This window comes from Microbacterium sp. NFH-22A-Y, from assembly GCF_021401375.1.
In the GTDB taxonomy this organism is placed as follows: Bacteria; Actinomycetota; Actinomycetes; order Actinomycetales; family Microbacteriaceae; genus Microbacterium; species Microbacterium hominis.
Window position 1 is genome coordinate 505237 of sequence record NZ_JACBGF010000003.1, and the last position, 12106, is coordinate 517342.

General features: G+C 73.3%; 14 protein-coding genes. All 14 read left to right on the forward strand.

What is annotated here, in order from left to right; genetic code table 11:
• Positions 1-4: 4 nt before the first annotated feature.
• Genes L0965_RS13440 through lgt form a run of 14 tightly spaced genes read left to right on the forward strand, consistent with a single transcriptional unit; the run spans position 5 to position 12086 of the window.
• A complete protein-coding gene (locus L0965_RS13440; protein ID WP_101306406.1) occupies positions 5-1996 on the forward strand; it encodes a hypothetical protein in 1992 nt (663 codons plus the stop codon).
• Positions 1997-2043: 47 nt separating this feature from the next.
• A complete protein-coding gene (gene fmt, locus L0965_RS13445; RefSeq protein ID WP_101306407.1) occupies positions 2044-2988 on the forward strand; it encodes a methionyl-tRNA formyltransferase in 945 nt (314 codons plus the stop codon).
• The gene (locus L0965_RS13450; RefSeq protein ID WP_101306408.1) at positions 2985-4343 is read left to right on the forward strand and encodes an RsmB/NOP family class I SAM-dependent RNA methyltransferase; all 1359 of its coding nucleotides are present in this window, start codon (positions 2985-2987) and stop codon (positions 4341-4343) included. Before fmt ends, L0965_RS13450 begins: the two co-directional genes overlap by 4 nt.
• 40 nt (positions 4344-4383) lie before the next feature.
• On the forward strand, positions 4384-5055 hold the full coding sequence (gene rpe, locus L0965_RS13455; RefSeq protein WP_061781744.1) for a ribulose-phosphate 3-epimerase: 672 nt from the start codon (positions 4384-4386) through the stop codon (positions 5053-5055).
• Between the two features lie 59 nt (positions 5056-5114).
• Positions 5115-5378: a phosphoribosyl-ATP diphosphatase gene (locus L0965_RS13460; RefSeq protein WP_060958619.1), complete on the forward strand. Its 264-nt coding sequence runs from the start codon at positions 5115-5117 to the stop codon at positions 5376-5378.
• Between the two features lie 46 nt (positions 5379-5424).
• Positions 5425-6267 (forward strand): ATP phosphoribosyltransferase, encoded by an 843-nt coding sequence (gene hisG, locus L0965_RS13465; RefSeq protein WP_061781743.1) that lies wholly within the window; start codon positions 5425-5427, stop codon positions 6265-6267.
• Position 6268: 1 nt separating this feature from the next.
• The gene (gene hisF / locus L0965_RS13470; RefSeq protein WP_060958621.1) at positions 6269-7033 is read left to right on the forward strand and encodes an imidazole glycerol phosphate synthase subunit HisF; all 765 of its coding nucleotides are present in this window, start codon (positions 6269-6271) and stop codon (positions 7031-7033) included.
• On the forward strand, positions 7030-7413 hold the full coding sequence (gene hisI, locus L0965_RS13475) for a phosphoribosyl-AMP cyclohydrolase (protein ID WP_060958622.1): 384 nt from the start codon (positions 7030-7032) through the stop codon (positions 7411-7413). Before hisF ends, hisI begins: the two co-directional genes overlap by 4 nt.
• Positions 7410-8021 carry a Trp biosynthesis-associated membrane protein gene (locus L0965_RS13480; protein ID WP_101306409.1) on the forward strand — a complete coding sequence of 204 codons (612 nt, stop codon included), beginning with the start codon at positions 7410-7412 and terminating at the stop codon, positions 8019-8021. The genes hisI and L0965_RS13480 overlap by 4 nt, the downstream gene beginning before the upstream one ends.
• 37 nt (positions 8022-8058) lie before the next feature.
• Positions 8059-8289: a DUF6704 family protein gene (locus tag L0965_RS13485; protein ID WP_060958624.1), complete on the forward strand. Its 231-nt coding sequence runs from the start codon at positions 8059-8061 to the stop codon at positions 8287-8289.
• Between the two features lies 1 nt (position 8290).
• Positions 8291-9067 (forward strand): indole-3-glycerol phosphate synthase TrpC, encoded by a 777-nt coding sequence (gene trpC / locus L0965_RS13490; protein ID WP_101306410.1) that lies wholly within the window; start codon positions 8291-8293, stop codon positions 9065-9067.
• Positions 9064-10272 (forward strand): tryptophan synthase subunit beta, encoded by a 1209-nt coding sequence (gene trpB / locus L0965_RS13495; RefSeq protein ID WP_060958626.1) that lies wholly within the window; start codon positions 9064-9066, stop codon positions 10270-10272. The genes trpC and trpB overlap by 4 nt, the downstream gene beginning before the upstream one ends.
• Complete coding sequence (gene trpA / locus L0965_RS13500) at positions 10269-11054, forward strand: tryptophan synthase subunit alpha (protein ID WP_101306411.1); 786 nt, start codon at positions 10269-10271, stop codon at positions 11052-11054. The genes trpB and trpA overlap by 4 nt, the downstream gene beginning before the upstream one ends.
• A gap of 51 nt (positions 11055-11105) precedes the next feature.
• Entirely contained in the window at positions 11106-12086 is a 981-nt protein-coding gene (gene lgt / locus L0965_RS13505; RefSeq protein ID WP_060958628.1) for a prolipoprotein diacylglyceryl transferase, read from the forward strand.
• The last annotated feature ends 20 nt before the right edge of the window (positions 12087-12106 follow it).

Consider the following 12106-nt stretch of genomic DNA (forward strand, 5'->3'; position numbering starts at 1 on the left):
CGCCGTGATCGTCGTCGCCCGGGTCCTCATCGACTCGCCCCTGCCGCAGCTGGACCGGCTCTTCGACTACGAGGTCCCGGCATCGCTCGTCGCCGACGCCGTGCCGGGAGTCCGGGTGCGCGTGCCGCTGCGGACGGCGGGGCGCGTCGTGGACGGCTACCTCGTCGAGGTGCACACGGCGGAGGCGCCCGAGCGGCCGCTCTCCGAGCTCGACGCGGTCGTCTCGTCGGTGCCCGTGCTGACCCCGGCGCTGTACGCGCTCGCCCGACGCGCGGCCGACCGCGCCGCCGGCTCGGCGAGCGACATCCTGAGGCTGGTGATCCCGAAGCGGATGGTGCGCGCGGAGAAGGCGTGGCTCGCCGCCGGCGATGCGGACGCCTCCGCCGCCGAGGTGTCGACGGATGCCGCGGCCTGGGCCGACGGCGTGCTCGCGGCCTATCCGGGGCTGTCCGGGGCCGTCGCGGCGGGGGAGCGGCTCGCCCTCGACGCGCCGCCGCGCCCCGCGCCCGATCGCCCGGTCGGCGCGTGGGCCGACCTGGTCGCCGCGATCGCCGTTCGCACGCTGGCGGACGGGCGCAGCACCGTGCTGGTGGTGCCCGATCACCGCGACCAGGACCAGCTCCTGACCGCGCTCGCGGGGCGCGCACCCGACGACACCGTGGTGCGCGACGACGCGCGCCGCTCCGGCCCCGAGCGCTACGCCACCTACCTGCGGCTGCTGACGCCGTCGCCGTGCATCGTGGTCGGCAACCGGTCGACGGTCTACGCCCCCGCGCACGACACGGCCTGCGTCGTCGTGTGGGACGACGGCGACCCCCTGCTGGCCGAGCCGCTCAGTCCCGGCGTCCACGCGCGCGACGCGGCCCTCCTCCGCCAGGAGCTGGAGGGCTCGGCGCTCGTGTTCGCCGGGCACACGCGCACGACCGACGTGGAGCGGCTGGTGCAGCTCGGCTGGGTGCGCGACCTGCCGGCGGCCCGGCGGCCGAGCCCGACGGTCGTGCTGTCGGCCACACGCGAGGGCGAGTCGCGGGGAGCCCGCGTGCCGTCGAGCGCGTTCGCCGCCGCCCGCGACGCCCTGCACGAGGGACCGGTCCTCGTGCAGGTCGCCCGCCCGGGCTACTCGCCGGTGCTGGTGTGCGCCGACTGCCGCACGCCCGCCCGCTGCCGCCATTGCACGGGCCCGCTGCGGGCGCGCCGCCCCGGAGCGACCCCCGACTGCGGGTGGTGCGGCCGTTCCGCCCCCGCCTGGACGTGCGCGAACTGCGGCTCGGTGAAGCTGCGCATGGCGTCGTCGGGCAGCGAGCGCACGGCGGACGAGCTCGGACGCGCCTTCCCCCACACCCGCGTCATCGTCGCCGACGGCGCGCATCCCGTGACCCACGTCGACGAGCGGCCGGCGCTCGTCATCGCGACCCGCGGCGCCGAGCCGTTCGCGCGCGGCGGCTATCGGGCGGTGATCCTGCTCGACGGCGACCGGATGCTGCTGGCCGAGCAGCTGCGCATCGGGGAGTCCGCGCTGCGCTGGTGGTCGAACGCGGCCGCGCTCGCGGCCCCGACGGCCCCCGTGCACCTCGTGGGTGTCGCGGGACCGGTCGCACGCGCCCTCGCGACCTGGACGCAGCCGGCCTACGCGCGCGCGGAGCTCGCCGACCGCGCGCCGCTCGCGATGCCACCGGTGATCCGCGTCGCGGCGGTCGAGGGCAGCGTGACCGCCGTCGAGGGGGCGCTCAGCGCGGTCCGCGACGCCGTTCCCACGCTCGCCGCCCCCGCGGGCGCGATCCTGGGTCCCGTCCCCCTTGAGGAGGGGGTGGTCCGCGCCCTCGTGCGCTTCGACTACGCCCACGGCAAGGCGGTCGCCGAGACGCTGCGCGCGGCCGTCGTCGCCGAGGCCCTGCGGGGGCGTCGCGCGGCCCGTCGCGGACCGGCGCGCGGGGCGAACAGCGGCGCGCGCACTACACTGCGGGTGCGGCTCGACGTCCCCGAACTCGATCTCTGATCCGGCGGGCTCGCCGCCGTGATCGTCGTCATCAACCGAGGTATCCCATGCGCATCGTCTTCGCCGGCACACCGGCGCCCGCCGTCCCGTCCCTGCGGGCGGTCGCGGCATCCGCTCACGATCTCGTCGGGGTCGTCACCCGCAGCGACGCGCCCCTCGGTCGCAAGCGGGTGCTGACGCCGTCCGCGGTGGCCGCGGCGGCAGCGGACCTGGGGGTGCCGATCGTCAAGGCCGACCGCCTCGACGCCGCGGCGAGCGCCGCGATCGACGCCCTCGCGCCCGATCTCGGCGTCATCGTGGCCTACGGCGGCCTCGTGCGGGAACCGCTGCTGTCGATGCCGAAGCACGGGTGGATCAACCTGCACTTCTCCCTCCTGCCGCGCTGGCGGGGCGCAGCCCCGGTGCAGCACGCGCTCATCGCGGGGGACCGGAGCACGGGCGCGAGCGTGTTCCAGCTCGTCGCCGCCCTGGATGCGGGTGACGTGTTCGCAGAGGTGCGCTACGACGTCCCCCGCGGCGCGACCGCGGGGGAGGTGCTCACCGAGCTGGCCGACGCCGGCGCCGAGCTGCTCGTGCGCGTCGTCGACGAGATCGCGGCGGGAACCGCGCGCGCGACGCCGCAGACGGGGACGGCCACGCTCGCTCCGAAGCTGTCCATCGCCGATGGCGCCCTCGATCTCACGGCTCCCGCCGACGTCGTGCTGGACCGTTTCCGCGGCACGACGCCCGAGCCCGGGGCGCATGTGAGCTTCGACGGCGCGCGGCTGAAGATCCTCGCGGCGCACCGCGGGCCGGATGCGGGGCTGGAGCCGGGCGTGGTGAGCGCCTCGGGCCGCGACATCCTGCTCGGTGCCGGCGGCGGCACCAGCGTGGTCCTGAAGACCGTCCAGCCGGCCGGCAAGAGCGCGATGGCGGCGGGGGACTGGTGGCGCGGCGTGCGGGTCGACGACCCGCGCATCGAGCTGCCGTCGTCGGGGGAGGCGGCCTCGTGAGCGGGTCGCCGCGCTGGGTGGCCTACGACGTACTGCGCGCCGTGCACGACTCCGACGCGTACGCCAACCTCCTGCTGCCGCGTGCGATCACGCGGGCCGGGCTCACCGGCCCCGACGCCGGACTGGCCACCGAGCTGACCTACGGCACGCTGCGCCGCGAGGGCACCTACGACGCGATCATCGCGGATGCCGCACGTCGCCCGGTCGCCGACATCGACCCCGCCGTGCGCGACGCCCTGCTGCTGGGGGTCCATCAGCTGCTGGCGATGCGCACGCCCGCGCACGCGGCCGTCAACGAGACCGTCCGCCAGGTGCGCAAAGCCGTCGGCGCGTCGGCGGCGGGCTTCGCGAACGCGGTGCTGCGTCGCGTCAGCGAGCGGACGCCGGACGAGTGGGACGAGCGTCTCGCGGCGGGGGCGCGGTCGGACGACGAGCGCCTCGCCCTCCGCTACGCGCATCCGGTGTGGGTGATCCGCGCCTTCCGCCGCGCCCTGGCCGCGGAAAGCCGCGCCGACGAGCTCGAAGCGCTCCTCGCCGCCGACAATGCAGCGCCGGTGGTCACCCTCGCCGCTCTCCCCGGACTGGCGCACCGGCCCGCCGACGCCGCGCCGACGCCGTATTCGCCGCTCGGGTTCCGCTCCGCCGGGGGCGATCCCGGTGCGCTGGTCGCGGCATCCGGGGGCCTCGTCCGCGTGCAGGACGAGGGATCCCAACTGGCGGCGCTCGCCCTCTCCCGCGCCCTCCCGGTGGCACCCGGCGAGCGCTGGCTGGACCTGTGCGCCGCGCCGGGGGGCAAGACGGCGGTGCTCGCGGCGGAGGCGCTCGCCCACGGCGCGGAGCTGGAGGCGAACGAGCTGTCGCCGGCTCGCGCGCCGCTCGTGCGCGACTCGGTCGCGGCAGTACCGCTGGAGGTTCCGGTGTCGGAGGAGGACGGTCGCACACGGGCCGCCCGCGGGCGCTACGACCGCATCCTCGTCGATGCCCCCTGCACCGGCCTGGGCGCCCTGCGCCGTCGTCCCGAGGCGCGCTGGCGCAAGCAGCCCGCCGACGTCCCCGAGCTCGCCGCGCTCCAGACCGAACTGCTGGATGCCGCGATCGCGGCACTGCGCCCGGGCGGCATCGTCGCCTACGTCACGTGCTCGCCGCACCTGGCCGAGACCGCCGCGGTCGTCGCCGACGCCCTGCGCACCCACGGCGACACCATCGAGGAGATCGATGCGCGTGCGGTCGTCGCGGGGATCTCCGACGCACCGATCGATCTCGCCCCACCCGCGGACGGGTCCGGGCGCGCGCAGCTGTGGCCGCACCGTCACGGCACCGATGCCATGTCCATCTCGCTGCTGCGCAAGCGCTGAGCGGCCCGGCGGGCCCGTCGGCGGCGGCTAGGGTGGTGCCGTGACCGGCGACATCCGCATCAACCCCAGCATCCTGGCCGCCGACTTCGTGAACATGCAGTCGGAGCTGGCCCGTATCGGGACCGCCGACTTCGTCCACGTCGACGTGATGGACAACCACTTCGTGCCGAACCTGACGTTCGGGCCGCAGATGGTCGAGCGCATCCAGGCGACGAGCCCGGTGCCGCTGGACGTGCACCTCATGATCTCGGACGTCGACCGCTGGGCTCCCGGCTATGCCGAGCTGGGTGCGGCATCGGTCACCTTCCACCTCGAGGCCGCGACCGATCCCGTGGCCCTCGCGCGCCGCCTGCGCGCGATCGGTGCCCGCGCCGGGGTGGCGGTGAAGCCCGCGACAGCGGTCGAGGGGCTCTTCGACGTGCTCGACGAGTTCGACCAGATCCTCGTCATGACCGTGGAGCCCGGCTTCGGCGGACAGTCGTTCATGGCCGACCAGATGCCCAAGCTGGCGCGACTGCACGACGAGGCCCGTCGGCGCGGCTCGCAGGTGTGGCTGCAGGTCGACGGGGGCATCTCGGAGTCGACGATCGCCCAGGCCGCCGAGGCCGGCGCCGACACGTTCGTCGCCGGCTCGGCCGTCTTCGGCGCGGGGGAGCCGGACCGCGCGATCGCCGCCCTGCGTCGCCTCGCCGCCGATCACCACCGGCACTGACCCGCCCGCCGGCCGCCCGGACGGCGCTCGCCCCCGGCGCGGACCGGTAGCCTGTCAGGGTGAAGACGTTCGACGCCCTGTTCGCGGAGCTGACGACGACCGCCGAGACCCGTCCCGAGGGTTCCGGCACGGTCGCGCAGCTCGACCGCGGCGTGCACGCCATCGGGAAGAAGATCGTCGAAGAGGCCGCCGAGGTGTGGATGGCCGCGGAGTACCAGTCCGACGACGAGACGGCCGAGGAGATCTCCCAGCTGCTGTACCACCTGCAGGTGCTCATGCTGGCCAAGGGCCTCACCCTCGACGACGTGTACCGACATCTCTGAGCGCGCTCCCGCCTCTGCTCGTCCCGCTACCGAAAGCCCTTCACCCATGCTGCGCATCGCCGTGCCGAACAAGGGGTCGCTCGCCGACACCGCCGCCGAGATGCTCGCGGAGGCCGGATACACCGGCCGTCGCGACCCCAAGGATCTCCATGTCATCGACCCGATCAACGAGGTCGAGTTCTTCTACCTGCGTCCGAAGGACATCGCGACCTACGTCGGCTCCGGCGCCCTCGATGTCGGCATCACCGGCCGCGACCTGCTCCTCGACGCCCGGATGCCGGGGGCACGTGAGATCGAGCAGCTCGGCTTCGGCGGCTCGACGTTCCGCTTCGCCGGCCCTCCCGGACGCTTCACCGCGGTGACCGACCTCGAGGGCCTGCGGGTCGCGACGGCCTACCCGGGCCTCGTCGACGGCTTCCTCGACGAGCAGGGCGTCGCCGTCGACCTCGTGCCGCTGGACGGTGCGGTCGAGTCGGCGGTGCAGCTCGGCGTGGCGGATGCCGTCGCTGACGTGGTCTCCACCGGCACGACGCTGAAGCAGGCGGGCCTGGAGATCTTCGGACCGGTGCTCCTGCAGTCGGAGGCCGTGCTCATCGGGGCTCCCACCGAGGCCGAGGGCACCGAGACCCTGCTGCGGCGCCTGCGCGGCGTCATGGTCGCGCGCCGCTACGTGCTCATCGACTACGACCTGCCGGCGTCGCTGGTCGACGACGCGGTGGCGATCGCACCCGGCATCGAGTCGCCCACCATCTCGCCGCTGCGCGACCCGGAGTGGGTGGCGGTGCGCGTGATGAGCCCGCGCACGACGGTCAATCAGGTCATGGACGCGCTCTACGCCATCGGCGCCCGCGCCATCCTGGTGACGCCGATCCACAACGCGAGGCTCTGACATGTCGCTCGCACGACGGGTGATCCCGTGCCTCGACGTGGCCGCCGGCCGCGTCGTGAAGGGCGTGAACTTCGAGAACCTGCGCGACATGGGCGACCCGGTCGAGCTGGCCGCGCTCTACTTCGCCCAGGGCGCCGACGAGCTGACGTTCCTCGACGTGACCGCGACGGTGGACGACCGCGCGACGACGTACGACGTCGTGCGGCGCACGGCCGAAGAGGTCTTCATCCCGCTCACCGTGGGTGGGGGCGTTCGCAGCGCCGACGACGTCGCGCGCCTGCTCGCCGTCGGTGCCGACAAGGTCGGCGTGAACTCCGCGGCCATCGCGCGCCCCGACCTCGTCGGCGAGATCGCCGACCGCTTCGGCGCCCAGGTGCTCGTGCTCTCGCTCGATGTGAAGCGCGCACCCGGCACCCGCTCCGGGTTCGTCGTGACGACCCACGGCGGACGCACGGCCACGAGCCTCGACGCCCTCGACTGGGCCCGTGAGGCCATCGACCGCGGCGCCGGCGAGCTGCTCGTCAACTCGATCGACGCCGACGGCACCAAGGACGGCTTCGACCTCGAGCTGGTCGGGCTCATGCGCGAGCTGTCGTCGGTGCCGGTGATCGCCTCCGGCGGCGCCGGCAGCGTCGACCACTTCGCCCCGGCCGTGCACGCCGGAGCCGATGCCGTGCTCGCGGCATCCGTGTTCCACTCCGGCCAGCTGACGATCGGCGAGGTCAAGGACGCGCTGAGCGCGGACGGCATCGAGGTGCGCCGATGACCGCCGTCGACGATCCCCGCATCGGCCGCGTCGCCTTCAACGACGACGGGCTCGTCCCGGCGATCATCCAGCAGCACGACACCGGAGAGGTGCTCATGCTCGGGTGGATGGATGCCGAGGCGCTGCGCCGCACGCTGACGGAGGGCCGCGTGACGTTCTGGTCGCGGTCCCGCCAGGAGTACTGGCGCAAGGGCGACACCTCCGGACACGCGCAGTACGTCCGCGGCGCGCGGCTGGACTGCGACGGCGACACCCTGCTGATCGCCGTCGAGCAGATCGGCGCGGCCTGCCACACCGGTGACCACACCTGTTTCGACGCCGACGACCTGTCGCCCGTCGTCGCCTGGGCGCCCCTCGATTCCGGCGGCGACGCGTCGTGACGGCACGTGCGCGCAGCTCTGCGGTGCTGGCGATCATCGCCGGCGGAGCGCTGGCGATCATCTCGTCGACCCAGACCTGGCTCGACGTGACCCTCGACGCGGGCGCGACCGCGGCCCTGCAGGTGGCGGGGGCGAAGGCGTTCACGATGCTGGCACCGCTGAGTCTGGCGGCCCTCGCGCTGGGACTCGCGCTGACGGTGGTGGGCCGCGCGCTGCGGTATGCGTTCGGCGCGCTCGCCCTCCTCATCGGCGGGACGCTGACCATCGCCGCCGCCCGCATCGCGATCGAGCAGCCGCTGGATGCGGTCGCCGCCGCGGTCACGACGTCGACGGGCCTGTCGGGTACGGCCGCGATCGCCGGCCTCGTGACGTCCGTCACCGCCACGCCGTGGCCCTGGCTGACCGTCGTGGCGGGGGTGCTCATCGTGGCCGGGGGCGCGCTGACGATCGCGACGGCGCACCTCTGGCGCCGCAGCGGCCGGCGCTACCGCACCGACGGCGGGACCGGCGCGGGAGCCGCCGCGCCGTCCGCGGCGGCGTCCCGGCCCTACGACGCGATCGACTCCTGGGACGACCTGTCGCACGGCGACGATCCCACCGCCCGCTAGACTGGCGGAGAACCCCCGAATCACTCCGAGGAGCATCATGAGCAACAGCATCGACGACCCCGGCCACGGACACTCGCCCGCCGCCTGGACGGCTGTGGTCATCATGCTGCTCGCCGTGACGCTCGGCACGGTCTTCTACTGGTTCGACATGCCGATCCTGGTCTGGGCCTCGGTGGGCCTGCTCATCGTCGGCGCGCTCGTCGGCTGGGGCATGGCGAAGGCCGGCTACGGCGCCAAGGGCCCGAAGTACGCCCCGAAGCAGCACTGACATGCTCGATGGCCTGACGGCCGGTGCGGTGGAAGATGCCCGGTCGCGGGAGGACGCACGTCCTCTTCGCGATGTCGAGCGTGACGCCCTCGCACAGGCCCCCGCGCTCGACGCCCTCGCCGCCCTCGCCCCCGCCGACCGGGTGAAGATCATCGCCGAGGTCAAACGCGCGAGCCCGTCCCGCGGCGATCTCGCGGCGATCCCCGATCCCGCCCTCCAGGCCGCGCTGTACGAGGAGGGCGGAGCCTCGGCGATCTCCGTGCTGACCGAGGCGCGCAGATTCAAGGGCTCCCTCGCCGACCTCGAGGCGGTGAAGGGACGCGTCAGCGTGCCCGTCCTGCGCAAGGACTTCATCGCGACGCCGTACCAGGTGCTGGAGGCACGTGCGTCCGGCGCCGACCTGGTGCTGCTGATCGTCGCCGCCCTCGAGCAGCCGCTGCTGAGCCGACTGCACGAGCTGGTGCTCCAGCTCGGCATGACGCCGCTCGTCGAGACGCATTCCCGCGAGGAGCTGGAGCGCGCGGCCGACCTGGGCGCGAAGCTCATCGGCGTGAACGCCCGCAACCTGTCCACCTTCGAGCTGGACCGCGACCTGTTCGGCTCGCTCGCCGAGCACTTCCCGGCGGATGCCGTGAAGATCGCCGAGTCCGCGGTGCTCGCCCCCGCCGACGTCGCGCACTACCGCGCCGGCGGCGCCGACGTCGTCCTGGTGGGGGAGGCGCTCGTCACGAACGACCCCGTCACCACCCTGCATGCCTTCCTGGAGGCCGGATCATGAGCCTGCGTGACCAGCACGGACCGTTCTTCGGCGACTTCGGCGGTCGATTCATGCCCGAATCGCTCATCGCCGCGATCGACGAGCTGACCGCGGAGTACGAGTCGGCCAAGGCCGACCCCGCGTTCCAGGCGGAGTTCGAGAGCCTGCTGCACTCGTACGCGGGGCGCCCGTCGGCGCTGACCGAGGTGCCCCGTTTCGCCGAGCACGCGGGCGGCGCGCGGATCTTCCTCAAGCGCGAGGATCTCAACCACACCGGCTCACACAAGATCAACAACGTCATCGGGCAGGCTCTGCTGACGAAACGGCTCGGCAAGAAGCGCGTCATCGCCGAGACCGGCGCCGGCCAGCACGGTGTCGCGACCGCGACGGCCGCCGCGCTGTTCGGCTTCGAGTGCACGGTGTACATGGGCGAGGTCGACACCGAGCGCCAGGCACTGAACGTGGCCCGCATGCGTCTTCTCGGCGCCGAGGTCATCCCCGTCACGACCGGGTCGCGCACGCTCAAGGACGCGATCAACGAGGCATACCGCGACTGGGTGGCATCGGTCGAGACGACCAACTACATCTTCGGCACCGCGGCGGGGCCCCACCCGTTCCCGGCCATGGTGCGGGACTTCCAGAAGATCATCTCCGAGGAGGCGCGCGCCCAGCTCCTCGACGAGACCGGGCGGCTGCCCGACGCCGTCGTCGCCTGCGTCGGCGGCGGCTCGAACGCGATCGGGATGTTCGACGCGTTCCTCGACGACGAGAAGGTGAAGCTGTACGGCGTCGAGGCGGCCGGCGACGGCGTCGACACCCCGAAGCACGCGGCATCCATCGAGCGCGGACGGCCCGGTGTGCTCCACGGCGCGAAGACCTACGTGCTGCAGGACGAGGACGGCCAGACCGTCGAGTCGCACTCGATCTCGGCGGGCCTGGACTATCCGGGTGTCGGGCCGGAGCACGCGTGGCTCGCCGACATCGGCCGCGCCGAGTACATCCCCGCCACGGATGCCGAGGCCATGGACGCCTTGCGCCTGCTCTCGCGCACCGAGGGCATCATCCCGGCGATCGAGTCCGCCCACGCCCTCGCGGGCGCGTTGCGCCTGGGCCGCGAGCTGGGCCCGGACGCCATCATCGCCGTCAGCCTCTCCGGCCGCGGCGACAAGGACATGGACACCGCCGCCCGCTGGTTCGGGCTCTACGACGAGGGGGCCGCGCAGTGACCTCGCGCGTGGCCGCGGCGATCGACGCCGCGAAGGCCGAAGGGCGGGGGGCGTTCGTCGGTTACCTGCCGCTCGGGTTCCCCGACCTCCAGACGAGCATCGACGCCGCCGTCGCCCTGGCCGACAACGGCGCCGACATCCTCGAGCTGGGGCCGCCCTACTCCGACCCCGTGATGGACGGGCTCATCATCCAGGAGGCCACGCAGGCGGCCCTCGCCGGCGGTTTCCGGCTGCGGGACACCTTCACGGCCGTCCGCGCCATCGCCGCGCGCGTCGACGTGCCCATCCTCGTGATGACCTACTGGAACCCGGTGCTGCAGTACGGCGTGGACCGGTTCGCCGACGAGCTCGTCGCGGCGGGGGGAGCCGGCCTGATCACCCCCGACATCACCCCCGACGCCGCACCCGACTGGATCGCTGCCTCGGAGCGCACCGGATTGGACCGCGTCTTCCTCGCCGCACCGACCTCCACCGACGAGCGGTTGCGGATGATCGCGGACGCCTCCACCGGCTTCGTCTACACCGTCTCCACGATGGGCATCACGGGGGAGCGCGCAGAACTGGATGCCGCCGCCCGCACCCTCGTGGCCCGCCTCCGCGGTTTCGGCGTCGAGCACGCCTGCGTCGGAATCGGCATCTCGACCGCCGAACAGGTCGCCGGAGTGCTGGAGTACGCCGACGGCGCCATCGTCGGGACGGCTCTGGTCCGTGCCCTCCGCGACGGCGGCGTGGCGGCCCTCGCCGCCGAGACCCGCGCGCTCACGGGCGGCACCGGCTCCTGAGCCCACCGCGGCGACACGTGACGATCCCAGCGGCGAAGTAGACTGCCCCTCGTGCTTTCCTCCGCCTCCGTCGTCGCCAGCATCCCGAGCCCGTCGATCAGCTCCTTCCAGATCGGCCCGCTGACGATCCACTTCTACGCCCTGTGCATCCTCGCGGGGATCGTCGTCGCGGCGTTCATGACCAACCACCGGCTGACCAAGCGCGGAGCCGAGGCCTGGGTCGTCATCGACATCTGCCTGCTGGCCGTGCCCCTGGCGATCGTCGGGGCGCGCGCCTTCCACGTCGTCACCCACTGGGGTTTCTACTTCGAGCAGGGCCGCGACTGGTGGAACCCCTTCGTCCGCGACGCGATCTGGAACGTCTGGGACGGGGGCATCGCGATCTTCGGCGCTCTCATCGGCGGCGCCATCGGTGCGTGGCTGGGCTGTAAGTGGACCGGCATCCGCTTCTGGACCTTCGCCGACGCCCTGGCCCCGGGGCTGCTGCTCGCGCAGGCGATGGGACGCTTCGGCAACTGGTTCAACCAGGAGCTGTACGGCCTGCCCACCGACCTCCCGTGGGGCCTGCAGATCGACTACCCGAACGCGGCCTGGCCGGTCGGCCTGCCCGCGGGCACGCTGTTCCACCCGACGTTCCTCTACGAGGTCATCTGGAACACGATGGGTGTCTTCGTCCTCCTGTGGGCCGGCCACCGCTTCCGGCTGCAGTGGGGCCGTCTGTTCGCGATCTACCTCGTCTGGTACAGCGCCGGTCGCATCGTCTGGGAGAGCATCCGCATCGACCCGAGCGAGGTGTTCTTCGGCCTGCGCACCAACGTGTGGGCGGCCATCTTCGGGGTCATCGTGGGTCTGGCCATCTTCGTGGTGCAGACGCGTCGTCACCCCGGCTTCGAGCCGTCGCCGTACATGCGCGGCCGCGAGCGGGGCGGGGCTGTACAATCGCAGAACACCGATGAATTCGTGGACGTCAGCGCACCCCCGACGCCCGGCTCCATCGCGGACGCAGCCACAAGCACCGTCGCATCGAAGTAGCACCGCAGTCACCTCCCCGG

Coding starts and splice junctions, on each gene's coding strand:
- trpC (WP_101306410.1), top strand. CDS start 8,291: ATGCTCGATGGCCTGACGGCCGGTGCGGTGGAAGATGCCCGGTCGCGG.
- hisF (WP_060958621.1), top strand. CDS start 6,269: ATGTCGCTCGCACGACGGGTGATCCCGTGCCTCGACGTGGCCGCCGGC.
- fmt (WP_101306407.1), top strand. CDS start 2,044: ATGCGCATCGTCTTCGCCGGCACACCGGCGCCCGCCGTCCCGTCCCTG.
- trpB (WP_060958626.1), top strand. CDS start 9,064: ATGAGCCTGCGTGACCAGCACGGACCGTTCTTCGGCGACTTCGGCGGT.
- hisI (WP_060958622.1), top strand. CDS start 7,030: ATGACCGCCGTCGACGATCCCCGCATCGGCCGCGTCGCCTTCAACGAC.
- L0965_RS13485 (WP_060958624.1), top strand. CDS start 8,059: ATGAGCAACAGCATCGACGACCCCGGCCACGGACACTCGCCCGCCGCC.
- hisG (WP_061781743.1), top strand. CDS start 5,425: ATGCTGCGCATCGCCGTGCCGAACAAGGGGTCGCTCGCCGACACCGCC.